The sequence below is a fragment of the Pseudomonas sp. D47 genome (assembly GCF_045447305.1).
Taxonomy (GTDB): Bacteria; Pseudomonadota; Gammaproteobacteria; order Pseudomonadales; family Pseudomonadaceae; genus Aquipseudomonas.
The window spans coordinates 82,282-106,966 of the sequence record NZ_JBJGXU010000002.1; the positions used below are offsets into that span (position 1 = coordinate 82,282).

At 60.7% G+C, this 24,685-nt stretch carries 18 protein-coding genes and 1 pseudogene; 9 read left to right on the plus strand and 10 right to left on the minus strand.

Translation table 11 applies throughout. The features are described 5' to 3' along the window. The first annotated feature begins 147 nt into the window (after window positions 1-147). Both ACI77I_RS03290 and ACI77I_RS03295 read left to right on the plus strand, forming a co-directional pair. Entirely contained in the window at window positions 148-444 is a 297-nt protein-coding gene (locus ACI77I_RS03290) for a type II toxin-antitoxin system HigB family toxin (protein ID WP_406996955.1), read from the plus strand. Then, window positions 441-842 (plus strand): type II toxin-antitoxin system HigA family antitoxin, encoded by a 402-nt coding sequence (locus ACI77I_RS03295; protein WP_406996956.1) that lies wholly within the window; start codon window positions 441-443, stop codon window positions 840-842. The genes ACI77I_RS03290 and ACI77I_RS03295 overlap by 4 nt, the downstream gene beginning before the upstream one ends. Window positions 843-847: 5 nt before the next feature. Here the strand turns inward: ACI77I_RS03295 and selO are convergent, their stop codons facing one another. The 5 genes and pseudogenes from selO to ACI77I_RS03320 all read right to left on the minus strand — a co-directional run. Continuing rightward, window positions 848-2,311 carry a protein adenylyltransferase SelO gene (gene selO / locus ACI77I_RS03300; protein WP_406996957.1) on the minus strand — a complete coding sequence of 488 codons (1,464 nt, stop codon included), beginning with the start codon at window positions 2,309-2,311 and terminating at the stop codon, window positions 848-850. A gap of 48 nt (window positions 2,312-2,359) precedes the next feature. Next, entirely contained in the window at window positions 2,360-5,698 is a 3,339-nt protein-coding gene (mscK, locus tag ACI77I_RS03305) for a mechanosensitive channel MscK (RefSeq protein WP_406996958.1), read from the minus strand. A gap of 58 nt (window positions 5,699-5,756) precedes the next feature. After that, window positions 5,757-7,499 carry a potassium/proton antiporter gene (locus ACI77I_RS03310; protein ID WP_094949258.1) on the minus strand — a complete coding sequence of 581 codons (1,743 nt, stop codon included), beginning with the start codon at window positions 7,497-7,499 and terminating at the stop codon, window positions 5,757-5,759. 229 nt (window positions 7,500-7,728) lie between these two features. Continuing rightward, window positions 7,729-8,601, minus strand: a complete 873-nt coding sequence (locus tag ACI77I_RS03315; protein ID WP_371923444.1) for a methyl-accepting chemotaxis protein — start codon at window positions 8,599-8,601, stop codon at window positions 7,729-7,731. Between the two features lie 30 nt (window positions 8,602-8,631). Next, a pseudogene (locus ACI77I_RS03320) lies at window positions 8,632-9,408 on the minus strand (MCP four helix bundle domain-containing protein); the annotation flags it as partial. Between the two features lie 225 nt (window positions 9,409-9,633). Between ACI77I_RS03320 and ACI77I_RS03325 the strand changes: the two are divergent. Continuing rightward, a complete protein-coding gene (locus ACI77I_RS03325; protein ID WP_263274399.1) occupies window positions 9,634-9,864 on the plus strand; it encodes a hypothetical protein in 231 nt (76 codons plus the stop codon). Further along, on the plus strand, window positions 9,861-10,154 hold the full coding sequence (locus tag ACI77I_RS03330) for a cell division protein ZapA (RefSeq protein ID WP_094949256.1): 294 nt from the start codon (window positions 9,861-9,863) through the stop codon (window positions 10,152-10,154). Before ACI77I_RS03325 ends, ACI77I_RS03330 begins: the two co-directional genes overlap by 4 nt. A 3-nt stretch (window positions 10,155-10,157) precedes the next feature. Here the strand turns inward: ACI77I_RS03330 and ACI77I_RS03335 are convergent, their stop codons facing one another. Both ACI77I_RS03335 and putA read right to left on the minus strand, forming a co-directional pair. Further along, window positions 10,158-11,960 carry an acyl-CoA dehydrogenase gene (locus tag ACI77I_RS03335; RefSeq protein ID WP_263274400.1) on the minus strand — a complete coding sequence of 601 codons (1,803 nt, stop codon included), beginning with the start codon at window positions 11,958-11,960 and terminating at the stop codon, window positions 10,158-10,160. Between the two features lie 213 nt (window positions 11,961-12,173). Further along, entirely contained in the window at window positions 12,174-16,127 is a 3,954-nt protein-coding gene (gene putA, locus ACI77I_RS03340) for a trifunctional transcriptional regulator/proline dehydrogenase/L-glutamate gamma-semialdehyde dehydrogenase (protein ID WP_094949254.1), read from the minus strand. An 81-nt stretch (window positions 16,128-16,208) separates the two neighbouring features. On the opposite strand from putA, the gene ACI77I_RS03345 reads away from it, so the two are divergent. Together ACI77I_RS03345 and putP are read left to right on the plus strand one after the other, a co-directional pair. Beyond that, window positions 16,209-16,445 carry a hypothetical protein gene (locus tag ACI77I_RS03345; protein ID WP_242154062.1) on the plus strand — a complete coding sequence of 79 codons (237 nt, stop codon included), beginning with the start codon at window positions 16,209-16,211 and terminating at the stop codon, window positions 16,443-16,445. A 143-nt stretch (window positions 16,446-16,588) separates the two neighbouring features. Next, a complete protein-coding gene (gene putP, locus ACI77I_RS03350) occupies window positions 16,589-18,073 on the plus strand; it encodes a sodium/proline symporter PutP (RefSeq protein ID WP_406996959.1) in 1,485 nt (494 codons plus the stop codon). Window positions 18,074-18,150: 77 nt separating this feature from the next. Here putP and ACI77I_RS03355 read toward each other — a convergent pair whose 3' ends face one another. Next, entirely contained in the window at window positions 18,151-18,639 is a 489-nt protein-coding gene (locus ACI77I_RS03355) for a DUF2165 family protein (protein WP_242154064.1), read from the minus strand. 187 nt (window positions 18,640-18,826) lie between these two features. On the opposite strand from ACI77I_RS03355, the gene ACI77I_RS03360 reads away from it, so the two are divergent. Together ACI77I_RS03360 and ACI77I_RS03365 are read left to right on the plus strand one after the other, a co-directional pair. Continuing rightward, window positions 18,827-20,845 carry a type VI secretion system tip protein VgrG gene (locus ACI77I_RS03360; protein WP_406996960.1) on the plus strand — a complete coding sequence of 673 codons (2,019 nt, stop codon included), beginning with the start codon at window positions 18,827-18,829 and terminating at the stop codon, window positions 20,843-20,845. A gap of 15 nt (window positions 20,846-20,860) precedes the next feature. Next, the gene (locus ACI77I_RS03365) at window positions 20,861-21,586 is read left to right on the plus strand and encodes a DUF4123 domain-containing protein (RefSeq protein WP_406996961.1); all 726 of its coding nucleotides are present in this window, start codon (window positions 20,861-20,863) and stop codon (window positions 21,584-21,586) included. Here the strand turns inward: ACI77I_RS03365 and ACI77I_RS03370 are convergent. Continuing rightward, complete coding sequence (locus ACI77I_RS03370; RefSeq protein ID WP_242154066.1) at window positions 21,572-22,849, minus strand: O-acetylhomoserine aminocarboxypropyltransferase/cysteine synthase family protein; 1,278 nt, start codon at window positions 22,847-22,849, stop codon at window positions 21,572-21,574. The genes ACI77I_RS03365 and ACI77I_RS03370 overlap by 15 nt on opposite strands. 250 nt (window positions 22,850-23,099) lie before the next feature. Between ACI77I_RS03370 and ACI77I_RS03375 the strand changes: the two genes are divergently transcribed. Further along, a complete protein-coding gene (locus ACI77I_RS03375) occupies window positions 23,100-23,936 on the plus strand; it encodes a 23S rRNA (adenine(2030)-N(6))-methyltransferase RlmJ (RefSeq protein ID WP_034117387.1) in 837 nt (278 codons plus the stop codon). Between the two features lie 96 nt (window positions 23,937-24,032). Here ACI77I_RS03375 and msrA read toward each other — a convergent pair whose 3' ends face one another. After that, the gene (msrA, locus tag ACI77I_RS03380; RefSeq protein WP_094949247.1) at window positions 24,033-24,680 is read right to left on the minus strand and encodes a peptide-methionine (S)-S-oxide reductase MsrA; all 648 of its coding nucleotides are present in this window, start codon (window positions 24,678-24,680) and stop codon (window positions 24,033-24,035) included. Between the last annotated feature and the right edge of the window lie 5 nt (window positions 24,681-24,685).

A 24,685-nucleotide genomic window follows, 5' to 3' on the forward strand; every position in this document is an offset into this window, starting at 1 on the left:
CAGTTTGCCCAAGCTGGTGTGAGGCGGTCTATCTAAGCTGTCAGCGCTTGTTCTGTTTTACGCCATCTGTCTGTTTGCAAATATAGCAAATTGCGATAATTCGGATTCGGGTTTAACCTTCATAGCAAGATGCGATAAGGATGTTGCATGCGAGTGATCAGCGAGAAAAGGATCTGGGAAGCAAAGGAAAAGTGGCCACGTTCAGCAACGGCTTTGGATCAGTGGTATCGGGTAATGAAGCAAAACGCCCCCAAAGACTTCGCGGCGATGAAAGCCATGTTTCCCGCCACGGATAAGGTCGGGGAGTTTCATGTATTCGATATTGGAGGCAACAAGCTGCGGCTTATTGCTGGCGTGGAGTATCGGGCGCAGCGCGTTTACATCCAGCACCTGCTTGATCACCGCGATTATGAGAAAGATAAATGGAAGGAAAAAATAAGATGAGTGCGCTTATGCGAGTAGCGGCCGAACACTGGCAATTTGTTTCGCCAGTGATGCGCAAACCAGAAAACGAGGCGGACTACGACGCGCTGGTGTGTGGTTTGGACGAGTTGTTAAGCCTGGTCGGCGAAAACGAGAACAGCCCGCTGATGAGCTTGGTAGATATCCTCAGTGACTGGATCGAAGCCTACGATCATGAGCATCGCCCAATGCCCGTCGCCAGTGGCGTCGACGTGCTGCGCTACATGATGCGCGAGCACGGTTTAAACCAGAGTGATCTGCCAGGTGTAGGTACACAGTCGGTTGTTTCAGAAATCCTGAGCGGAAAGCGCCAGCTCAACGTGCGGCAAATACGTTGGCTGGCGGAACGTTTCAGGGTGTCAGTGGAAACGTTTATCTAAAGGTTTTATGAAGAACAACTAATCTCCAAATGCTTACCCCAATCCGGCGGCCGTTGGGCGTATTGCTCCATCCCAGCCTGCTCGTCAAACGGCTTGCTCAGCACTTCATGCAGGCGCCGTACTTCGCTGTAATCGCCTGACTCGGCGGCGGCGATGGCGTTTTGCGCCAGATAGTTGCGCAGGATGTACAGCGGGTTTACCGCGTGCATGCGCTCGCGGCGTTGTGCTTCGCTGTAGTCGCCGTCCCGCGCAACGCGGGCCTTGTACTGCTCGGCCCAGGCATCGAACCCGGCGAGGTCGACAAAGTCATCACGCAGCCGCGCCACGGCCAGCGCCGCCGACTCATCGCCCAGGCGGCGGAAGAACAGCGTGTAGTCCACGCCGCTGTTTTGCATCAGTTTGAGCAACTGCTCCACCAGTTTCTGGTCATCCTCTTCGGCGATGGTCAGCCCTAGCCGGCGGCGCATCAGGTCCAGGTAATGGGCCTGATACAGCGGCAGGTACAGCCCGAGGGCTTCCTTCAAGGCGTCGACGCTGATAAACGGCGTGAGCGCCTGGGCCAGCGCGCTGAGGTTCCACTGCCCAATCGGCACCTGATTGCTGAAGGAATAACGGCCTTCGTGATCGGAGTGGTTGCAGATGAAGTGCGCGTCAAAGTCATCGAGAAACGCAAACGGCCCGAAGTCGAAGGTGATGCCGAGGATCGACATATTGTCGGTGTTCATCACGCCGTGGCAGAAGCCGTAGGCCTGCCATTTGGCGATCATTTCGGCATTGCGCTCGACGATTTCGCTGAACATCGCCAGGTACGGCTCGGGTTGCTCCATGCACTCGGGGTAGTGCAATGAAAGCACGTGTTCGGCCAATTCCTTCTGCTGCTCGGGCTTTTTGGTGTAGTAGAAATACTCGAAATGCCCGAAGCGAATATGGCTGTGCGCCAGGCGCAACACCATCGCGCCACGTTCCTGTTTCTCACGCCAAACCGGCGTGTTGGAGCCGATTACGCACAAGGCGCGGCTGCTGGGGATGCCCAAGGCGTGCAGGGCTTCGGAAGCGAGAAACTCACGAATCGAAGAGCGCAGCACCGCGCGGCCATCGCCCATGCGCGAGTAAGGCGTCAGCCCGGCGCCTTTGAGGTGCAGGTCCCAATGCTCGCCGGCTTGGTTGTACACCTCGCCGAGCAACAACCCGCGGCCATCGCCCAATTGCGGGGAGTAGCCGCCGAACTGATGCCCGGAATAGACCATCGCCCTAGGCTCCGCTTCGGCCCACAGCTTATGCCCGCTGAACAGCTCGGCAAATACTGGCGTTTCGGCCACCACCGGGTCGAGGTCGAGCAGGGCCATGGCCGCATTACTCGCCACCACCAGGCGCGGTTCGTCGAGGGGGTCAGGCAGTACGTGGGTCGAGAACGCGTCGCCCAGGCGTGCGAAGCGGTTGTCGAAGGTCAGTTCGTCGAGGGCTTTCACCGGCCATCTCCAGCAGAATGTCCGAGCATTCTGCTGGGGATAGGCGCGTTAGTCGAGTTTGCTCGGCGGCGGTTCTTGCGCGCCGCCGTCATTGGCGGGCTTGGCCGGGGTGTCGACTTCCACCAGTTTGTATTCCTGGCCGTGGAGGTTCTTGAGGTAGACCTCCATCTGGCGGAACGAGATGTTGATGTGGTGGGTCTTGAACTCGCGGTTGATAAAGCGGTTCACCTCGTCGATCACCGGGTTACGGTCACCGAGGTCGCGCACGTGCATACGCAGTTCGTGGTCGAGGGTGCTTTCGCCGAAGTTGAGGAAGTACACATGGGGTTCCGGCTCTTTCAGCACGCGTGGGTTTTCTCGCGCGGCCTTGAGTAGCAATTCCTTCACCAGGTCCAGGTCGGAGCCGTAGTCCACGCCCAGTTTCAGGGTGACCCGGGTGATGGTGTCGGTCAGCGACCAGTTGATCAACTGGCCGGTGATGAAGGTCTTGTTCGGGACAATGATGTCCTTGCGGTCGAAGTCGGTGATGGTGGTGGCGCGGATGCGGATCTTGCTGACCGTGCCCGACAGGTTGCCGATGGTGATGGTGTCGCCGATACGCACCGGGCGTTCGAACAGGATCATGATGCCGGAGATAAAGTTGGCAAAGATCTCCTGCAATCCGAAGCCCAACCCCACCGTCAAGCCTGCCGCCAGCCATTGCAATTTGTCCCAGCTCACGCCGAGCGTGGACAAGGCGGACACGAAGCCGATGCCGGCAATCATGTACGACAGCAAGGTGGTGGTTGCATACGCGCTGCCTTGGGCCAAATCCAGCTTGGACAACACCAGTACTTCGAGCAAGCCGGGCAAGTTGCGCGCCAGGGCAACGGTTATGCCGACGATGATCGACGCTCCCAGCAAGTCGCCGATACTGATCGGCACCATGCTGATATTGGCGCCGGTGCCGCTGGAGTATTCGTAAAGGGTGATGTTGTCCAGGTAGGAGAACACGGTGATCAGGTCTTTCCACACCCAATACAGCGCCGCGATGAAACCGCCGAGCAAGGCCAGGCGGATCAGGCGCATGGACTGTTCGTTGACCTGCTCGATGTCCAGGGTCGGCTCTTCGATCACCGCTTCGCCATCACCGGCTTCCTTGGCCGCCTGGCGCTTGGCCAGGGCGCGCGCGTAGGCCAGGCGCCGTGCGGCAACGCCCAGGCCACGCACGAAGGTGGCTTCGATTACCAGCCAGAACATCAGCAGGTACAGGGTGTTGATCAAGCGGTCGCTGAGTTTGAGCGCGGTGTAGTAGTAGCCAAAGCACACCGCGATGAACAGGGCGACGGGCAGGGCGGTAAACACCAGGCCCATGGCTTTACGAAACAGAGAGGCTTTTTCGTGGGTCGGGCTGTGCAGCAGCAGGCGGCCCAGCAGCCAGGCCATCAGTGCGTAGCAGGTCAGCACCACGGCGATGCCCAGCACGTCGTCGGCCAGCGCCGCCGGTTGGTGCTCGGCGATTGCCACCACGGCCACCAGGGCCAGTACCACCAGCCCGAGCTTGCGCACCCAGCCTTGGAGGAATTGGACCTGGGTTTTTTCCCAGCGGAAGTGCAGTTCCGCCACGCCGCCCTGCGCGAGGATGCGGTAAGCGGTGTAGAACACCAACCATGCCTGGGCGATTTGCAGCAGGGCCGAGCCCAGGTTGGCGTTTTGCCCACGGGCGTCGATTTGCAACGCGTAACCGCACAGCGCCAGGCCCAGGGAGACCGGCATCGCCAGCAAGATATTGATCAGGATAGCCTGCGGCGTGTGCCATTGGCTGTCGCGCTTGAAGTGGCCGATGTCCAGATGGACCTTGTTCAGCCGTTGGTACAGCGCTTTGCGCCGCCACAACAGGGCACCGATCAACAGCAGCAATGGCAGGAACAGCAGCGGGCGCTGGGTCAGGCCGTCATACAGTTCGCTGACGCTGGAGGCCCATGGCAGGGTGGTGACTTGCTTGCTCAGGTGCGCCGGTACGGTTTCCAGCCACTCGGTGTCCAGCGGCTTGTTGCTGGGGATCCAGAACATTTGCTCGTCGAGTGTCGCGCGCAGGGTGGTGGTGGTGCTGAGCAGTTGTTTTTGGTTCAGTTGCAGGGTGATGGATTCGTTCAGCAGCGCGCTCAGTTCACGGCTCAGGCGCTCCAGCAGGTCGCTACGGGTGATCGCCAGTTCCAGCAGGGTGCGGCGTAGTTGCGGGGTGACGTCATCCGGTGGCTGATTGGCCAGCAAGTTATCCACATAGGCGCTGGGGGTGTTGATTTTCTCGCGTTCCTGGTTGATCTCGAACTGGTACAGGCGAATGTTGGCGATATCGTCCGCCAGGTCGCGATCGACCCTGAGGCTTGGCAGTGCTTGTTTCTGCTTATAGAGAATCTTGGAGAGCAGCAGGCTGCCCTTGAGCACGTTGATCTGCTCGTCCAGCGCCGAGTCGCTTTGGGTCACGGTGTCCAGTTGCTGCTTGGTCTGCAGGTTTTTCTGGGTCAGGTCGTTGAGGCGGTCGGTGCTTCTGAGCAGGTAGTCGGACAGCTTCAGGTTGGCTGCGCTTTCGGTGGCCAGCAGGCTGCTGCCGCCAGCTTTCTGCGCTTCGATGGACTGTTGGGTAACGGTCTGCTGGGACTGGGCCAAGCGTTTCTGGTTGATCAGGGTTTGCAGGTCCTGGATTTCCTGCTCCAGGCGGCTGGTTTTCTCCGTCGCCAGGTCGCGCTGGCTGTTGCCTAGATCTTGCAGTTGGCTGTTGCCCGCCAGTTCCTGGCGGCGCAGAGGAATCAAGGCGTTGAGGGCGGCCAGTTCGGCGTTCAATACGTTGCGCTGGTCGCCAGTGAGGGGCTTGCCGTTATCTTTGCCCGCCTTGAGGATCGAATTGATCTGCTGGATGCGGGTCTGGCTGCTGCTGATTTCAGTCTGGGCGCGTTCGGGGCGGGTCTGGGCGGCGATAGACATGCTGTTGGCGTCAGACATGTATTTTTGCAGGTCGCCTTGCTGTGTCGTGCGCTGCACCAGTAATTGCTCAAGCTGCGGCACCGGCAGGGTGGCATAGCGTTGCGTCACTGGGATGATTTTAGTGGCCTTGAGCCTTGCCAATTCACGCTGGTTGTCGGTTGTCTGACGCGGGGCGTCTTCCAGCTGGCGCTTGAGGTCGATGAGGCGCTGTTCGTAATCCTGTTTGTTGCCCAGGTAAATCAGGGTCTGTTGCAGGATGGTTTGCAGCGCCTTCATGTCGGCGTCAGGCAGCTTGCGGTCGGGCAGCTTGTCCAGGGTTTGCTGGATGGCCTCGGCGCTGGGTGGGTCGGCGGCGTAAACGCTGCCGACACAAAGGGTCAGGCCCAGCAGGGCGGTAGCTAAAAAGGTGCGCAGAGTCGTCATGGATACCGGTCGAACAAGGTAAATAAGGTGGGGGGCGTGGCGCCAATAGCCCCGCAGTTTAGAGGAAGAGTCCAGGGCCTGGACGACTTCCTTCGGGGAATTTGACGCCGACTTTTCCGATTCTGTTCCCGTCCATGACCGCGACGGTCCACAGCGTGTTGTTCCATTCCACTTGGTCGCCCACAACCGGCGCACCGCCGACCTTCTGGGTGATGAAGCGGCTCAGTGGCATATCCGGGTCGATACCTTCGAGTTTGAGGCCGTAAAGGGCCGACACCGCGCCCAGCTGGGCGTCGCCTTCGAGGACGAAGTCGCCGAAGAAGCGCAGGTCGAGGCCGCGTTGCGGGGCCTGGCTGAACAGTTTGCCCAGGGCCGGCAAGTTGTGTTCGTGGCCGATCACGCAGAGCAAATCGTCGACTTCAAGCACCGTACTACCCGACGGATGGAGCAGTTGCTGGCCACGGAACAGCGCGGCGATGCGCGTGCCTTCGGGCATTTTCAGTTCGCGCAGGGCTGCGCCGATGCACCATTTTTCCGCGCCCAAGCGGTAGACGAATAGCTCCCACTCGCTCGTGACGTGGACTTCCAGGGCCGCGCGGGAGATCGGCGCAGGGTCCGGCGGTACGGTCACTTTCAGCAGCTTGGCTACCCACGGCAGGCTCGTGCCCTGCACCAGCAGCGAGACCAGCACGATAAAGAACGCCAGGTTGAAGTACAGCTGCGCGTGGGGCAGGCCGGCCATCAGCGGGAACACCGCCAGAATGATCGGCACCGCGCCGCGCAGGCCTACCCAGGCGATAAAGGCTTTTTCGCGACCGTGGAACGCCTTGAACGGCAGCAGGCCGACCATCACCGACAGCGGCCGCGCAAACAGGATCATCCACAGTGCCAGGCCCAACGCCGGCAGGGCGATGGGCAGCAAGTCATGGGGCGTGACCAGCAGGCCGAGTACCAAGAACATGCCGATCTGTGCCAGCCAGGCCATGCCGTCGAGCATATGCAAAATGCCATGACGGCTGCGCACCGGGCGGTTGCCGATCACCAGGCCGCACAGGTACACGGCGAGGAAGCCGCTGCCGTGCAAGGCGTTGGTCAGGGCGAACACCACCAGGCCGCCGGCGATTACCAGAATCGGATACAGGCCGGTGGCCAGGTTGATGCGGTTGACCATCTGCAGCATCAGCCAGCCGCCGCCCAAGCCGACGATGCCGCCGATGCCGAATTCGCGGATCAGGTGGGTCAGCAGGCTCCAGTGCAGGCCGGTCTGGCCTGTGGCGAGCATGTCGATCAGGGTGACAGTGAGAAACACCGCCATCGGGTCGTTGCTGCCGGATTCGATTTCAAGGCTGGCGGTGACCCGCTCGTTCAGGCCCTTGCCGCCCAGCAGTGAGAACACGGCGGCGGCGTCGGTGGAGCCGACGATGGCGCCGATCAGCAAGCCTTGAATGATATTGAGGTCGAACAGCCAAGCGGCGGCCATGCCGGTGAGGCCGGTGGTAATCAACACCCCCACCGTGGCCAGCGACAACGCCGGCCAGAGTGCCACGCGGAAACTCGCCACCCGTGTGCGCAAACCGCCGTCGAGCAGGATGACTGCCAAGGCGAGGTTGCCCACCAGGTAGGCGGTTGGGTAGTTATCGAAGATGATGCCGCCGCCGTCGACGCCGGCGAGCATGCCCACGGCCAGGATGATCACCAGAATCGGGATACCTAAGCGCGACGAAAGAGAACTCACCAGAATGCTCGCACCCACCAGCAACGCGCCGATCAAGAACAGGCTGTTGATGGTCGTCGCATTCAAAGGCAGTACTCCAGAGCTGGGAAGACGGGGCGCAAACTGACCATGCAGTCTGCGTGCCAGCGATTCTAACCTGTTGAATTGCTGCGCTGTCAAAAAGCTTTTGTGGGAAAACGCTGCTCAATGTGGGAGCTGGCTTGCCTGCGATTGCGGTGTATCAGTCACTGGGGATATTGACTGTTAGATTGCTATCGCAGGCAAGCCAGCTCCCACAAGGGGGCACCGGTGTCAGTTAAAGCCTGAACCGCCCCACCATCCCATTCAAATCCACCGCCAGGCGCGACAGCTCACTGCTCGCCGTACTCGTCTGGCTGGCGCCCGTCGCCGACTGCACCGACAAGTCACGAATATTCACCAGGTTACGGTCCACTTCGCGCGCCACCTGCGCCTGCTCTTCCGCCGCGCTGGCGATGACCAGGTTGCGCTCGTTGATCTCCACAATCGCGGTGTTGATGGTATCCAGTGACATCCCGGCGCCTTTGGCGATGTTCAGCGTCGATTCCGCGCGCTCGGTGCTGTTGCGCATCGAATCCACCGCATGCTCGGTGCCGGTCTGAATGCTGCCGATCATCCGCTCGATCTCGCTGGTCGACTGCTGGGTGCGATGGGCCAACGCCCGCACTTCATCGGCTACCACGGCAAACCCACGGCCGGCTTCACCGGCCCGCGCGGCTTCAATTGCGGCGTTCAGGGCCAACAGGTTGGTCTGGTCGGCCAAGCCGCGAATCACGTCCAGCACTTTGCCGATGTCGCGCGATTCATTCGCCAGGTCGCCAATCAGCGTAGCGGTGGCTTGCACGTCGCCGCTCATGCGTTCGATGGCGCTGACGGTTTCCTGCACCAAGTCACGGCCGTCACCGGCGGAGGTGGTGGCGGCGCGCGAGGCTTCGGAGGTGCTTACCGCATTGCGCGCAACTTCCTCGACGGCGCTGGTCATCTCGTTGACGGCGGTGGCGGCTTGTTCGATTTCGTTGTTTTGCTGGGTCAGGCCACGGGCGCTTTCGTCGGTGACGGCGTTCAGCTCTTCGGCGGCCGAAGCTAGCTGGGTAGCGGAACCGGCAATGCGTTGCAGGGTGTCGCGCAGCTTGTCCTGCATCTTGGCCATGGCAGCCAGCAGGCGGCCGGCTTCGTCGTTGCCGTCGACCTTGATCGGGCGCGTCAGGTTGCCCTCGGCGACTTCTTCAGCCGCTTCCAGGGCTTGGGCGATCGGCAAGGTGATGCTGCGGGTCAGCAACCAGGCGAACAGCAACGTCAGCGCCGTGGCAACGATCAGCAGGCCCACCACCAGCTTAAAGGCCATGTCGTATTGGTCTTTGGCTTGCTGGTTGCTGGCGTTGGCCATCGCGTTATTGATGTCCAGCAGGCGCGTCAGCACCGCGTTGACTTGCTCGGAGTTGCTCAGCAGCTCGGTGTTGAGCATGGTGCGCAGCTCGTCGATCTGGTTGGCGCGAGACAAGCTCTTCATGCGCTCTTCGATCTGGTGGTACTGGCCGAGCAAACGCACGTATTCGTCATAGGCAGCGCGTTCTTCGCTGCTCTCGATGACTTTTTCGTAGACGCCCTGGGCGGTGCGGATCTGCTGGTTGCGCAGTTCGAAGGCTTCCAGGGTCTTTTGCTGCACGTCCGGCTCGCGGTTGGTCAGCAAGCGGTACGACAACACCCGCAGGCGCAGGGTCAGCTGGGTGAATTCGTCGAGGGCGCGAATGCTTGGCACGCTGGACTGGGCGATGTCTTCCGTTGCCGCACGGATCTTGCTCATTTGGTTCAGGGCAAACACACCGAGAAACAACATGAGTGCACCAATAAACGCAAAGCCGAGGAAAGCCCTCGGAGCGATATTCATATTACGAAGAGACATGCTGGAATCCTGGGGAGAAGCGCGATCCGTGCGGCCACGAGACGGGGTGTGCATCTGTTATCGGCCATGCGACTAAAGTCTTAAGGGCGCGCGCGTTTTTATTGCATCTGACGAGGGGTTGGGGGGGGATTCAGGAACCAGATGGGGTAAATGCAGTCACTAAGGGTCGAAAGCGCGGCCCGGCCCTTAAAAATCGGGCTGCCGGCCTGGGATAACCCTGGCTTCCGAGGTGAATTTTCTTTATCGTCACCGCCCTTTTAAAAAGCCCGAGAAATCAAAATGTTAGAAGCATCCCTCAGCCAATTGGAACAACTGGTCAGCGACCTGGTACAGCAAAATCAGGACCTGCTGGGCAGCAACGAATCCCTCAAGGAGGAACTGGCCCGCGCCAAGGACGAAAACGACAGCCTGCAACTGAACCTGATGGAACAGGAAGAAAAGCATGGCGCCACCGCCGCGCGCATCCAGGCACTGGTTGAGCGTGTGAGCGCAGGTCCTGTCGGCGCATGAATGAAGGGATAAAGGTCGTTTCGATTCTCGGAGAGGATTACTCGATCAAGGCGCCGGACGGGGAAGATCAAACCCTGATGCACGCCGTGACCATGCTCAAGGCTTCCCTGGCCACCACCAAGAAAAAGTACCCGACGCTGATCGGTGACAAGTTATTGGTACTGGCCGCGCTGAACCTGTGCGCCGAGCAGATCGAAATGCAAAAGCAGCACCAGCAGGAACTCGACCGTTACCAAGAGCAAGTCAGCGCCACGGTCGACGTCATCGCCAAGGCTATCGGCCAGCCTTAGCGGTTAGAACCACGCATCCTGCATCCCCAGGCACGTGTCATCGCGTGCCTCCAGAATCGCCAGTTCATGATGGCAGCTCGGCACTTCCCAGGTCAGGAAGTACCGAGCGGCCTGGAGCTTGCCTTTATAGAAGGCAACATCGGCCGCGTTGCCCTTGGCCAAGCCTTCCTCAGCGCGAATCGCCTGCTCCAGCCAGCGCCAGCCAATCACCGTGTGCCCGAACACCTTCAAGTACAGTGCCGAATTCGCCAGGCTGCTGTTGACCTTGCCTTGGGCGAGGTCGGTCAGCAGGCCAATCGTCACGCTTTGCAGGCGGTTAACTAACTGTTCCAGGGGTTCGCGCAGCGCCGTGAGTGACGGGTACTGCTGCGCCCGCGCGCCGGTTTCTGCGATCAGGCGGATCAGTTGCTTGAGGCCCGCGCCGCCGTTCTGGGCGAGCTTGCGCCCGAGCAAATCCAGGGACTGGATACCGTGGGTGCCTTCGTGGATCGGGTTCAGGCGGTTGTCGCGGTAGTACTGCTCCACTGGGTATTCGCGGGTGTAGCCGTGGCCGCCGAGGATCTGGATTGCCAGCTCGTTGGCCTTCAAACAGAACTCCGACGGCCAGGATTTGACGATCGGTGTGAGCAAGTCGAGCAGTTCGTGAGCTTGCTTGCGCGCGGTGTCGGTTTCCAGGGTGGTGGTGTCATCGAACAGCCGCGCGGCGTACAGGCCGAGGTCAAAGGCGCCTTCCACATAGGCCTTCTGCGTCAGCAGCATGCGCTTGATATCGGCGTGCTGAATGATCGAGACCGGCGCGGTGCTGGGGTCTTTGCTGTCGGGCAGGCGACCTTGCGGGCGTTCGCGGGCGTATTCCAGTGAGTACAGGTAGCCGGCGTAACCCAGCATCACTGCGCCCATGCCGACGCCGATGCGCGCCTCGTTCATCATCTGGAACATGCAGCTCAGGCCCTGGTGCGGTTTGCCCACCAGATAGCCGACGCAGTTACCGTTATCGCCGAAGTTAAGTGCCGTGGACGTGGTGCCGCGCCAGCCCATCTTATGAAACAGCCCGGCCAGCAGCACGTCGTTGCGCGCGCCCAGGCTGCCATCGTCGTTGACCAGGAACTTGGGCACGATAAACAGCGAAATGCCCTTCACCCCGGCCGGCGCGTCCGGCAACTTGGCCAGCACCATGTGCACGATGTTTTCCGACAGCGGATGGTCGCCACCGGAAATGAAGATTTTGTTGCCCTTGAGGCGATAAGTGCCGTCAGCCGCCGGCTCTGCCCGTGTACGAATATCCGACAGCGACGAGCCTGCGTGTGGCTCGGTCAGGGCCATGGTGCCGAAGAAGCGGCCCTCGATCATCGGCTGCAGGAAGCGCTGTTTCTGCTCCTCGGTGCCGAAGCTTTCAATCAGGTTGGCGGCGCCCATGGTCAGGAACGGATAGGAAGTGGACGCTGCGTTCGCTGACTGGAAATGCGCGAAACAGGCCTGGGACAGCAGGGTGGGCAGTTGCATGCCACCGGCTTCGAAACTGCGCGCGGCGTTGAGAAAGCCGGCTTCGAGGAACGCGTCCACGGCAGGTTTGACGTCTGGGATCAGGATCGCCTTGCCGTCTTCATAGCGCGGTTCGTTTTCGTCGTTCTTGCGGTTATGCGGCGCGAAGTACTTTTCGGCAATGTTGCGCGCCGTGCTGATGGCGGCATCGAAGGTCTCGCGGTTGTGCTCGGCAAACCGCTCGCGCTGAGTCAGGCCCTCGGCATCGAGGACTTCGTAAAGCTCGAAAGCCAGATTGCGGGAACTGAGCAGCGTCTCGGACATGGCGGCTTACCTTTTAGGGAATGGCCTGAGTCTAAGCGTGCGAATAGAGGCTGGATAGCAAGATTGATTTGCGTGATGGAGAGGCAGAACAGCGGCGGGGGATTTGAAATGCGGTCAAATGTGGGGGCGGGCTTGCTCGCGAAAGCGGTGGATCAGTCAATGCATCTGGCGACTGACACTCCGCTTTCGCGAGCAAGCCCGCTCCTACATTAGTTAGCCAATGGTCATCAGGCTGGCGTTACCCCCCGCCGCAGCGGTGTTAACACTCAACGCACGCTCGATCACCAGGCGCTCCAGCGCAATCGCCGTTTCACCCTGCGACAAACCATGCACCCCAACAATCGCTCCGCCACGCTGTGCCACTTGCTGGCACACCGCACGCAGTTGGTCGGAGTCGCCGTGGTGCAGGACTGCGTCGAACACCACTTCGTCCTTGGTCCAATCGGGCACGCGCTTGATCTTCGCCTGAATTTCCTTCGGCAGGCGTGGGAACACTGCCTTGGTCAGGTCAGTTTCCGGCCATACCGCCGAACCGCCGACGGCCAACACTGCTGCCAGTTGCGTCAGCAAGTCACCTTCCACTTCCGCCAGGCACAGCACGTGCTCGCGGGGCAGGATGGCGTAACTGTTGCGCTCGCCGGTCGGGCCGGCCAGTTGGCGGGTGATACCGCTTTGCGATTGTGCGGCGAACTGATTGCACAGGGCGCTCAGGTCGCTGAACTTGTTGCTGTCGGCCCAGGTTTTCAGGGCGGTCAGCGGTTGGCTCATGGCATCACGCAGACGCACGTCCGGTGCGGTCAGCTTGTCGCCACGTACGAAGGATTGCTCGATCGCATCGGTAGGACGAGTCGACAGCAGACGGTACAGGTACAACGGCCCACCGGCTTTCGGGCCAGTGCCCGACAGGCCTTCGCCGCCGAATGGCTGCACGCCGACCACGGCGCCGACGATGTTGCGGTTCACGTAGACGTTACCGGCATGCACGTTGTCGATCACCTTGGCGATGGTCTCATCGATGCGGGTGTGCACGCCCAGGGTCAGGCCGTAACCAGAAGCATTGATCTGCGAAATAAGCTGGTCGATCTCTTTACGCTTGTAACGCACCACGTGCAGCACGGGTCCGAAGATCTCGCGTTGCAGTTCGTCGAAGCTTTCCAGCTCGATCAGGGTTGGCATCACGAAGGTGCCGCGCTTGATCTCTTCGCCGTCGGCAATTGCCACTTGGTACACATTGCGGCCTTTGTCGCGCATGGCCTGGATGTGTTTCTCGATGCCGGCCTTGGCTTCGGCGTCGATTACCGGGCCGATGTCCACCGACAGGCGCTCCGGGTTGCCCAGGCGGCATTCAGCCATGGCGCCTTTGAGCATTTCGATCACGCGGTCTGCCGAATCTTCCTGCAGGCACAGGACGCGCAGGGCCGAGCAGCGTTGGCCGGCGCTGTCGAAAGCCGAGGAGACAACGTCGATCACGACTTGCTCGGTCAGCGCCGAAGAGTCGACGATCATCGCGTTCTGGCCGCCGGTTTCGGCGATCAGCGGAATCGGACGGCCCTGGGCATCCAGACGACCGGCGACGCTGCGTTGCAGCAGGCGCGCGACTTCGGTGGAGCCGGTGAACATCACGCCTTTGACGCGATCATCACCGACCAGGCGCGCACCCACGCTTTCGCCCTGGCCAGGCAGCAGTTGCAGTACGCCTTCCGGAATACCGGCTTCGAGCAAAATGCGTACGGCTTGTGCCGCCACCAGCGGGGTTTGCTCGGCAGGCTTGGCCAATACCGGGTTGCCGGCCGCCAGTGCCGCAGCGACTTGGCCACTGAAAATGGCCAGCGGGAAGTTCCACGGGCTGATGCAGACCACCGGGCCCAGTGGGCGGTGGGCATCGTTGGTGAAGTCGTTGCGTGCCTGCACCGCGTAGTAACGCAGGAAATCCACGGCTTCGCGCACTTCGGCGATGGCGTTGGCGAAGGTCTTGCCGGCTTCGCGGGCCAGCAGGCCCATCAGCGGCTGGATCTCGCCTTCCATCAAGTCGGCGGCGCGCTCCAGGATCGCGGCGCGCTCGGCGGGCGGGGTGGCCTGCCAGATCGGGCCAGCGTTGATGGCGCACTGGATAGCATTGTCGACGTCTTCGACGGTGGCTTCCTGTACGTGGCCGACCACGTCACGCAGGTCGGACGGGTTCAGCACCGGCGCAGCCGCTTCATTGCTGGACGCGCAGCCCAGCATCGGCGCAGCTTTCCAGTCGTTATGGGCGGTGGCCAGCAAGGCGCAGGACAACGACGCCAAGCGGTGTTCGTTAGCCAAGTCGATACCGGCCGAGTTGGCGCGGTCGCTGCCATACAGGTCACGCGGCAGCGGAATACGCGGGTGCGGCAGGCCGAAGCCGCCTTCCAGCGTGGCCATCTGCTCGATGTTGGCCACTGGGTCGGCCACCAGTTCCTGAATCGAGATGGTGTGGTCGGCGATGCGGTTAACGAACGAGGTGTTGGCGCCGTTTTCCAGCAGGCGACGCACCAAGTACGCCAGCAGTGTTTCGTGGGTGCCGACCGGTGCGTACACGCGGCACGGACGGTTCAGCTTGCCATCGGAAACCTTGCCTACAACTTGCTCATACAGCGGTTCACCCATGCCGTGCAGGCATTGGAACTCGTACTGGCCGGGGTAATAGTTCTGGCCGGCGATATGGTAAATGGCCGACAGCGTGTGGGCGTTGTGCGTGGCGAACTGCGGGTAGATGACTTCCGGCACCGACAGCAGTTTGCGTGCACAGGCGATGTAGGAAACGTCGGTGTACACCTTGCGGGTGTAGACCGGGTAGCCTTCCAGGCCTTCGACTTGGGCGCGCTTGATTTCGCTGTCCCAGTACGCGCCTTTTACCAGGCGGATCATCAGGCGATGGCGGCTGCGGCGCGCCAGGTCGATGACGTAGTCGATCACATACGGGCAACGCTTCTGGTAAGCCTGGATCACGAAACCGATGCCGTTCCAGCCGGTCAGTTGTGGCTCGAAGCACAGGCGTTCGAGCAGGTCGAGCGACAGCTCCAGGCGGTCGGCTTCTTCGGCGTCGATGTTCAGGCCGATGTCGTACTGCTTGGCCAGCAAGGTCAGGGACAGCAGGCGCGGGTACAACTCGTCCATCACGCGCTCGTATTGGGCGCGGCTGTAACGCGGGTGCAGTGCCGAGAGCTTGATGGAAATGCCCGGGCCTTCATAAATCCCACGGCCGTGGGAAGCTTTGCCGATGGAGTGAATGGCTTGTTCATACGAGGCCAGGTACTTCTGGGCATCGTGTTCGGTCAGCGCGGCTTCACCGAGCATGTCGTAGGAGTAGCGGAAGCCCTTGGCTTCGAACTTGCTCGCATTGGCCAGGGCTTCGGCGATGGTTTCGCCGGTGACGAACTGCTCGCCCATCAGGCGCATGGCCATGTCGACGCCCTTGCGGATCATCGGTTCGCCGCTCTTGCCGATGATGCGGCTCAGGGACGAGGTCAAGCCCGCTTCGTTGTGGGTGGCGACCAGTTTGCCGGTCAGCAGCAGGCCCCAGGTAGCGGCGTTGACGAACAGCGACGGGCTGTTGCCCAGGTGCGGCTGCCAGTTGCCGGTGCTGATCTTGTCGCGGATCAGCGCGTCGCGGGTGCCTTTGTCCGGGATGCGCAGCAGCGCTTCGGCCAGGCACATCAGTGCCACGCCTTCCTGGGACGACAGGGAAAATTCTTGCAGCAGGCCCTGAACAATCCCGGCACGGCCGCCGGCGCTCTTCTGATTGCGCAGCTTCTCGGCAATCGAGGCGGCCAGCTTGTTGGTGGCCTCGGCCATCTGTTGCGGCAGGCGGGCTTGCTCAATCAGCATCGGCACCACTTCCGGCTCGGGGCGACGGTAGGCGGCGGTGATCGAGGCGCGCAGTACGGATTGCGGCAAGATGCTTTCGGCGAACTCCAGGAAGCACTGGTGGGCGTGGTCCGACTGGACTTCGCCTGCGTCTTCAGCGTCCTTGCTGCCCGAGCCGTTGAGCTCGGTCAGGGTTGCACCACCCTCGAGTTTCTCCAGGTAATTGAAAATCGCCTGCTTGATCAGCCAGTGCGGCGTGCGATCAATGGAGGTCGCGGCCGCCTTGAGGCGTTCGCGGGTCGGGTCGTCGAGTTTGACCCCAAGGGTGGTCGTAGCCATCTTTTTATCCTCATGGGTGCCACTACTGCGTGGCATCTGCTGGCGGCAAGATTAGCTTTGCGCATCCAGAGGTGCAACCGGGTGCAACCCAAATTGTTCAGGAAATTTTCGATCGTGATCGGGAAAAAATTCGGCCTTCGACCGAATCCGCTCCACAGTGGTGCATTTGCTTCTGACATTGGCTGTTCTTGCTCCGAAAAGGAGCAAAAAACCGCTGTTTTAGTCAAAACACACATGGGTGCAACTTATTCTCAAGAAACTGGTTGCACCTTATTTACTTTGTTGAATAGCATTCGTGCCCAAGGTGCAACCACCTGAAGGGTTCGGTTCATCGGCTGGCGGCTTTCCTGGGGAAACGTCAGTCATAAATGCGCGGCACGTCGTTTCGTCTACCCGTTTATCCACGGGTGGCCGTCTGACAGACCGTCGCTACATAAAAACAATGCCAGGGCGTCACTCTTATGAGCGTTAGCAATCCCACCCTGATCACGTTTGTGATCTACATCGCAGCAATGGTGCTGATCGGCTTAATGGCCTATCGCTCCACCAACAACCTCTCCGATTACATCCTCGGCGGTCGCAGCCTTGGTAGCGTGGTCACCGCCTTGTCGGCCGGTGCTTCCGACATGAGCGGCTGGTTGTTGATGGGCCTGCCGGGCGCTATCTACATGTCCGGCCTGTCGGAAAGCTGGATCGCCATCGGCCTGATCGTCGGCGCTTACCTGAACTGGTTGTTCGTGGCCGGCCGCCTGCGGGTGCAGACCGAGCACAACGGCGACGCCCTGACGCTGCCGGATTACTTCTCCAGCCGCTTCGAAGATAAAAGCGGCCTGCTGCGGATTATCTCTGCGGTGGTGATCCTGGTGTTCTTCACCATTTACTGCGCTTCCGGCATCGTCGCCGGCGCCCGTCTGTTTGAAAGCACCTTCGGCATGTCCTACGAGACCGCGCTGTGGGCTGGTGCTGCTGCGACGATTGCCTACACCTTTGTCGGTGGTTTCCTGGCAGTCAGCTGGACAGATACCGTACAAGCCACGCTGATGATCTTCGCGCTGATCCTGACGCCAATCATCGTGCTGCTGGCCACCGGTGGCATTGACACCACCTTCCTGGCGATCGAAGCCAAGAACCCCTACAACTTCAACATGCTGAAAAACACCAGCTTCATCGGCATCATCTCGCTGATGGGCTGGGGCCTGGGCTACTTCGGCCAGCCGCACATCCTCGCGCGTTTCATGGCGGCGGATTCGGTGAAGTCGATCGCCAAGGCACGTCGCATCTCCATGACCTGGATGATCCTGTGCCTGGGCGGCACCGTGGCAGTGGGCTTCTTCGGCATCGCTTACTTCTCGGCGCACCCGGAAGTGGCTGGCCCGGTCAATGAGAACCACGAACGTGTGTTCATCGAGCTGGCCAAGCTGCTGTTCAACCCGTGGATTGCCGGCGTGTTGCTGTCCGCGATCCTGGCAGCGGTGATGAGCACCCTGAGCTGCCAACTGCTGGTGTGCTCCAGCGCGCTGACCGAAGACTTCTACAAAACCTTCCTGCGCAAAAACGCCTCCCAGGTTGAACTGGTGTGGGTCGGCCGCGCGATGGTGCTGTTGGTGGCCCTGATCGCCATCGCCATGGCAGCCAACCCGAACAACCGTGTACTCGGCCTGGTGAGCTACGCCTGGGCCGGTTTCGGCGCTGCGTTCGGTCCTGTGGTGCTGATCTCGGTGATCTGGAAACAGATGACCCGCAACGGCGCCCTGGCCGGCATCCTGGTCGGCGCGGTCACCGTGATCGTGTGGAAGCACTTCGAGTTGCTGGGCTTGTACGAAATCATCCCAGGCTTCATCTTCGCCAGCCTGGCGATCTACTTCGTCAGCAAGCTGGGCGCACCGACTGCCGGTATGGTCGAGCGCTTTGATGCTGCGGAAAAAGACTACAACCTCAACAAGTGATTCGTCGGGTGCTGAGCGCCCGCTGAATTGAAAAAAGGCCCGCGTCCTAAGGATGGCGGGCCTTTTTTATGGGCGGTTCAGTCGGTATCCGGCTGATTAAGAAAAATCAGCACACCCAGAATCGCCATGTAGAACTTGAACGCCGCTTCCTGGCCATTCCACTGATGGGATTGCCACATCAGAAACCATTCGCCGCCCACCACCATAAAACCAAAAAACCACACCAAAAAGCCGAGCGCGAGGCCGGTGGTTGCGCCTGCTTTGGCGCGGTTGAACGCGATAGCCGGCGCGTGCCGAGCGCGCCACAACGACAGCGCACCCCAGGCCAGCAACAGTGCAGTAAGCGCCTCGCCCAGGATGATCAGCGCGTAGGCCGCGTGCCACAGCCCTGGCGTGGTGATTGAGCGGTACATAGCGGCGTTGTCGGGGAACGTGGTGTCCATGCTCAACACGTGTTTGACGAAGGCGAAGTTGGAGCCGTAGTCGGTGATGTTGTTGAACGCAACTAAGCCGGCGAAGGCCGCAAGGACGAGGGTCAGGATGATTTTTGCGTAGCGGGTGGTCATGCTTTTTCCAAAGGGCCGGCGAGGGGAGGAGCATTAACGCTAGCACGGACATGAGCGGCCTTCGACTCGGCTGAGTGAGGAATTTTGTACTCATGACGTAGGACCTTACTGATTTGCCAGCGGCACGCTCAGGTCGGCAAAAAGCTGGTGCAGAATCGGCCGCCTACCCCTCGCAGAGAAACACCGGATGTTCGCTCCTGCCAACGAAAGCGCGTTTACCCTGACCCTTGATGGGCAGCCCAGCGATCTCAAGGTCCGTGGGTTCATGGGTGATGAGTTTATTAGCCTGCCGTTTCGCGTTGACCTTGAACTGGTCAGCGAGCAAGCCGATCTGGACCTCGAGAGCCTGCTGCACCGTCAGGCGTTCCTGGGGTTTGACGCTCAGGGGCATGGCATTCACGGCCAGGTATATCGGGTGGCCCAAGGTGATTCGGGCAAGCGTCTTACCCGTTACCAGGTCACGTTGGTGCCGCAGTTGGCTTATCTGGAACACAGCACTCACCAGCGGATTTTCCAGAAAAAAACCGTGCCCCAGATCATTGCGCTGGTGTTGGAGGCCCAGGCTATCCAGGGGGACTCCTTCGCGTTTCAGCTGAGCGGCAAGTACCCCGAGCGTGAGTACTGTGTTCAGTTCGGTGAAACCGACCTGGAGTTCATTCAGCGCCTGTGTGTCGAGTCTGGCATTCATTATCACTTCCAGCACAGCCCCGAGCGCCACCTGTTGGTGTTTGGCGATGACCAGAGCGTGTTTGCCCAGCCGGCTCAAACCACCCCGTATTCGCCCGGTTCCGGGATGGTCGCTGACACGCCTGCGATCAAGCAATTTAGCCTGCGGCTAAAGGCGCGTACCACCGGTGTGAACCTGCGAGACTACGATTTCAAGAAGCGGAGTCTGGTGTTGGAAAGCTCGGCCTCCAGCGGGCAACGTCCCGCCCTGGTCGAACAGCGCTACCCTGGGCACTTTGCTGATCGTGAGCATGGTAAGTACCTGGCGCAACGCCTGTTGGAGCGTCACCGCAGCGATTATCGCCAGGCCAGCGGTTTTAGCGACCAGCCGGCCTTGGTTACCGGGCAGTTCTTGAAAATGGCCGGGCACCCTCGTCAGGAATGGAATGATTTGTGGTTGGTAACCCAATTGCACCATTCAGGGCATCAGCCTCAAGTGTTGGAGGAGTCTGTCCCCGAAGACGATGGCGATGAATCACCTCCGGGCTACAGAAATGAATTTGTTATCACCCCTTGGGACGTGCCATTTCGAACGCCCCTGATCCTGTCGCGGCCGCAAATATCCGGTTACCAAAGCGCGGTGGTCACAGGGCCTGCCGACAGTGAGATCCATTGCGACGAATACGGCCGGGTCAAAGTACAGATGGCCTGGGACCGCGACGGCGAGCACAACGACCATTCCAGTTGTTGGCTGCGAGTCGCCAGCGCTTGGGCCCATGACCGTTATGGTTCGGTGCTGATCCCCAGGGTCGGCATGGAGGTGCTGGTAGGCTTCGTGAATGGCGACATAGACATGCCGTTGGTGATGGGCTGCCTGCCCAACGCGGCGAACCCTGTGCCCCTCGACCTGCCGGCAGACAAGACCCGCAGCATCTTGCGCAGCCACAGCAGCCCGGGGGGTGGTGGCTACAACGAGCTGCGCATTGAAGACCGCAAGGGCGCTGAGGAAATCTACCTGCGCGCCCAGCGGGATTGGACCCAGCACGTCTTGAATGACCAACAGGTGCAGGTCGATAACCAGCGCCGGGTGACGGTGGGCGGCGAGTCGCACCATGAGCTTCAAGGCGAAGAGCAACGCATTACCCACGGCAACCGCCTGACCGAGCTCAAGCAGGATGATCATCTGGTGGTCGGTGGTTCGCAGCAGGTGCGGGCAGGGCGGGCCATTCAGATCGGAGCAGGGCAAAGCATTGTTATCGACGCCGGCGCCAGCGTGACGATCCAGGCGGGAGGGCAGTCGATCACGCTTTCGGCGAGCGGCATATTCAGCAGCGTGCCGATTCAGCTTGGCGGCGTGCCGGCTGCCGCCGCTGCGCCGTTAATGCCGGGCATCAAGGAAAAGCTGCTGGCGGTTATTCCCGCCCTGCTCAGCCGCGTGCAAGTGGCCAGCCTGAAACGCAGTGCACCGTTTTGCGAAGAGTGTGAGCGCTGCAAGAACGGTCAGTGTGATATTGCCGAACATCTCCAGGCTCGACCTTAAAAGGAGTTAACCCTTATGCCTCAGCCTTTGGAACCTCATGCCTGGCTGGACCAATACCCTTTGCTCGCCAATGAGCAGATTTTCGCCGTGCTGGGCAGTGCCAGCGACGCCAAGCCGTTTACCGCTTGGCAAGCGAAGACCGGTGCAATGCCGCCCCAGCCAATCTGGGCAGGCACGGCCTATGCGCAGTGGAATGAGGTGATGCCTTACGTTGGCATCATCGAGCCAGGCAGCCCCTTCCTCGACTGGATCGCAACCACCGAAGCAACGGATTGGGGGTGGTTGGCAGTGTCGTCCAGCCCGCTGGAAACAGTGGTCGCGCATCTGCAAAGCCTGACCAAGGTGTTGCTGCCTGAGGACCAGGACGTGTTTTTGCGCTTTTGGGATGGCGGCCAATTTCTGCCGATTGTGCAGAAATTGGGCGACGAGGCGGGGAAGGTGTTGCCGGTATTTCAGCGTTACCTGATCAACCGCCAACCGCTGACAGTTGCGACAGGCCCGGTGGTTGCCGCCAAAACCAGCCCATGGTGGCGCGTGCCCGCTGTGGTGTTGGAGCATCTGGCCGCGCAATCACCCCAGGTGTTGATCAATAACCTGCTGCAATGGCTCGAAGAACAACGCCCCGACCTGTACACCGCCTTCAAGCCTGTGACCTTGCAGCACAAGGTCGCCTACTTCGTGCGCGGGGCGGATGTCAGTCATGGGGCGCTGGCCGACTATTTGACCTCAGAGTTGAGTTGAACCCAGCGCCTGCTGCAGATCCTCGATCAAGTCTTCAATTGCCTCGATGCCTACCGACAGGCGAATCATTTCGGGCTTCACGCCGGCCTTGGCCTGCTCCTGCTCATTCATCTGCCGATGGGTGGTGGACGCCGGATGGCAGGCCAGGGATTTGGCATCACCAATGTTCACCAGGCGTTTGAAGATTTGCAGGGCGTCGTAGAAGCGTACTCCGGCGTCGTAACCACCCTTGAGGCCAAAGGACAGAATCGCTGACGGTTTGCCCTGCATGTATTTCTGTGCCAATGCGTGGTGCGGGTGATCCGGCAGCCCGGCATAGCTGACCCATTCCACCTCGACGTGGCCTTGCAGAAACTGCGCAACCTTCAGCGCGTTTTCAGTATGGCGCTCCATGCGCAGGGCCAGGGTTTCCAGGCCTTGCAGCAATAGGAAGGCATTCATCGGTGCGAGGGCTGCGCCGGTGTTGCGCAGTGGCACGGTGCGGGCACGGGCGATAAAGGCGGCGGGGCCGAATTTCTCGGTGTAGACCACGCCGTGATAGGCCGGCTCGGGGGTGTTGAGACCGGGGAATTTCTCTGGGTACTTCGTCCAGGGGAAGGTGCCGCTGTCGACGATGACGCCGCCCAGGGAGTTGCCGTGGCCGCCGACGTATTTGGTCACGGAGTGCACCACAATGTCGGCGCCGAACTGGATAGGTTTGCACAGGATTGGCGTTGCCACGGTGTTGTCTACCATCAGTGGTACGCCGCGTGCGTGGGCGACATCGGCCAGGGCTTCGATGTCGATGATGTTGCCTGCGGGGTTACCGATGCTTTCGCAGTAGACCAGCTTGGTGTTGTCATCGATCAATTCGGCGATGGCCTCGGCGCAGTCGTCGCGGGCGAAGCGCACATCGACGCCAAAGCTTGGCAACAGGTGCGCGAACAGGGTGTAGGTGCCGCCGTAGAGCTGCGGCGTGGTGACGATATTGTCACCCGCGCGGGTCAGCGTCTGGATCGCGTAATGGATCGCGGCGCTGCCAGCTGATACGGCTAGGGCGGCGATACCGCCTTCAAGGGCGGCAATGCGCTGCTCCAGCACGTCGTTGGTGGGGTTCATGATGCGTGTGTAGATATTACCGGGCACGTCCAGGTTGAACAGGTCGGCGCCGTGCTGGGCGTTGTCGAATTCGAAGGCGACGTTCTGGTAGATCGGCACGGCGACGGCCTTGGTGGTCGGGTCGGATTTGAAGCCATGGTGCAGTGCAATGGTGGCGTCTTTCATGATTGTTATTGACCTCCTTGGATTCCTTGAGCGCCCCGTACGCGGTGGGCGCTGGCTTGCCTGCGATAGCATCACCGCGGTGCAAGGGTAATACCGCGTCGCCTGCCTCGCGGGCAAGCCCGTTCCCACAAGCGCGATTAGACTGTTTTCGGCGGTGTGCCTGCGGTTATGACATAAGCACCGGCCGACACGCAGCCCTGCACCTTTGCCCCGGTAGAAGGTAAACTTCGCCCCCTGCGCAGGAGCAACCATGAATTATCGTCACGCCTTTCACGCCGGCAACCACGCCGATGTCTTCAAACACCTGACCTTGACCCGCCTCATCGCCCTGATGTCGCGCAAGGAGCAGCCGTTCGCCTACCTCGACACCCACGCCGGGATCGGGCTGTACGACTTACAAGGTGATCAGGCCAACCGCACCGGTGAATACCTGGAAGGCATCGCCCGCCTGTGGGGCGCGAGCGACTTGCCGCCGTTGACCGCCGACTACATGCGCGTGCTGCACGAGATGAACCCGGACGGCCAGTTGCGCTATTACCCGGGCTCGCCGGAACTGGCGCGCCGCCTCACGCGGCCCCAGGACCGTGTGTTGCTCAACGAAAAGCACCCGGAAGATGGTGTGCTGCTCAAGGACAACATGAAGGGTGATCGCCGGGTCAAAGTGCACCTGGGCGAAGGCTGGCATGTGCCGCGCGCCCTGCTACCAGTGCCGGAAAAACGCGCGCTGATGCTGATCGATCCGCCGTTTGAGCAACTGGACGAGATGCAGCGCTGCGCAGCGTCCCTCAAGGAAGCCGTCAGCCGCATGCGCCAGACAGTCGCGGCGATTTGGTACCCGGTGAAAGACCAGCGCATGTTGCGCCGCTTCTATCAGGACCTGGCCGGCACCGGTGCGCCGAAGTTGTTGCGGGTGGAGTTGCTGGTGCATCCGCTGGACACGCCCAACACCCTGACCGGCTCGGGCCTGGCGATTGCCAACCCGCCGTGGGGGCTGGAGGAGGAGTTGCGTGAGCTGCTGCCGTGGTTGTCCAAGAAGCTTGGGCAGACCCAGGGTGGGTGGCAGATGGATTGGCTCATCGCTGAGTAATTAGTCGCCTGTCAGGACGCCATCGCGGGCAAACCTGCTCCCACATTTGGAATGCATTCCAAGGTGGGAACGGGCTTGCCCGCGATGCTGTTTGCGTCAGATCGGGCAGGTCACGCCCGTGCCGCCGATCCCGCAGTACCCCTGCGGGTTCTTCGCCAGGTACTGCTGGTGATACGCCTCGGCGAAGTACACCGTCGGTGCTTCTTCAATTTCTGTGGTGATGGTGCCCAGGCCAGCCTTGGTCAGCTCACCCTGATACGCCTCGGCGCTGGCCTTGGCCGCCTCCAGATGCTCAGGTTTCACCGCGTAAATCACCGAACGGTACTGGCTGCCGATGTCGTTGCCCTGGCGCATGCCCTGGGTCGGGTTGTGCAACTCCCAAAACATTTTCAGCAGCTCTTCGTAGCTGATCTTGTCTTGGTCAAACACTACCAGTACCACTTCGCTATGGCCGGTCAGGCCCGAGCAAACTTCTTCGTAGGTCGGGTTCGGCGTGTAGCCGCCGGCATAACCGACCACGGTGCTGACTACGCCGTCGCGCTGCCAAAACTTGCGCTCCGCGCCCCAGAAGCAACCCAGGCCGAATATCGCGAACTCTACGTTGTCGACAAAGGGGCCGAGCAGCGGGTTGCCGTTGACGAAATGCGTTTGCGGCAGATTCATCGGGGTTTCACGGCCAGGCAAAGCTTGTTCTTGAGTAGGCAACACGTTTTTGTTCACCAGAATTTCCGAGCGCAAGACCATGATCA

Excerpts from the sequence above, each read along its gene's own strand:
- ACI77I_RS03365 (WP_406996961.1), top strand. The coding sequence starts at position 20,861 with ATGCCTCAGCCTTTGGAACCTCATGCCTGGCTGGACCAATACCCTTTG.
- ACI77I_RS03375 (WP_034117387.1), top strand. The coding sequence starts at position 23,100 with ATGAATTATCGTCACGCCTTTCACGCCGGCAACCACGCCGATGTCTTC.
- putA (WP_094949254.1), bottom strand. The coding sequence starts at position 16,127 with ATGGCTACGACCACCCTTGGGGTCAAACTCGACGACCCGACCCGCGAA.
- ACI77I_RS03355 (WP_242154064.1), bottom strand. The coding sequence starts at position 18,639 with ATGACCACCCGCTACGCAAAAATCATCCTGACCCTCGTCCTTGCGGCC.
- ACI77I_RS03295 (WP_406996956.1), top strand. The coding sequence starts at position 441 with ATGAGTGCGCTTATGCGAGTAGCGGCCGAACACTGGCAATTTGTTTCG.
- ACI77I_RS03330 (WP_094949256.1), top strand. The coding sequence starts at position 9,861 with ATGAATGAAGGGATAAAGGTCGTTTCGATTCTCGGAGAGGATTACTCG.
- mscK (WP_406996958.1), bottom strand. The coding sequence starts at position 5,698 with ATGACGACTCTGCGCACCTTTTTAGCTACCGCCCTGCTGGGCCTGACC.
- msrA (WP_094949247.1), bottom strand. The coding sequence starts at position 24,680 with ATGGTCTTGCGCTCGGAAATTCTGGTGAACAAAAACGTGTTGCCTACT.
- ACI77I_RS03325 (WP_263274399.1), top strand. The coding sequence starts at position 9,634 with ATGTTAGAAGCATCCCTCAGCCAATTGGAACAACTGGTCAGCGACCTG.
- ACI77I_RS03335 (WP_263274400.1), bottom strand. The coding sequence starts at position 11,960 with ATGTCCGAGACGCTGCTCAGTTCCCGCAATCTGGCTTTCGAGCTTTAC.
- ACI77I_RS03290 (WP_406996955.1), top strand. The coding sequence starts at position 148 with ATGCGAGTGATCAGCGAGAAAAGGATCTGGGAAGCAAAGGAAAAGTGG.
- putP (WP_406996959.1), top strand. The coding sequence starts at position 16,589 with ATGAGCGTTAGCAATCCCACCCTGATCACGTTTGTGATCTACATCGCA.
- ACI77I_RS03370 (WP_242154066.1), bottom strand. The coding sequence starts at position 22,849 with ATGAAAGACGCCACCATTGCACTGCACCATGGCTTCAAATCCGACCCG.
- ACI77I_RS03360 (WP_406996960.1), top strand. The coding sequence starts at position 18,827 with ATGTTCGCTCCTGCCAACGAAAGCGCGTTTACCCTGACCCTTGATGGG.
- ACI77I_RS03315 (WP_371923444.1), bottom strand. The coding sequence starts at position 8,601 with ATGGCCAAGATGCAGGACAAGCTGCGCGACACCCTGCAACGCATTGCC.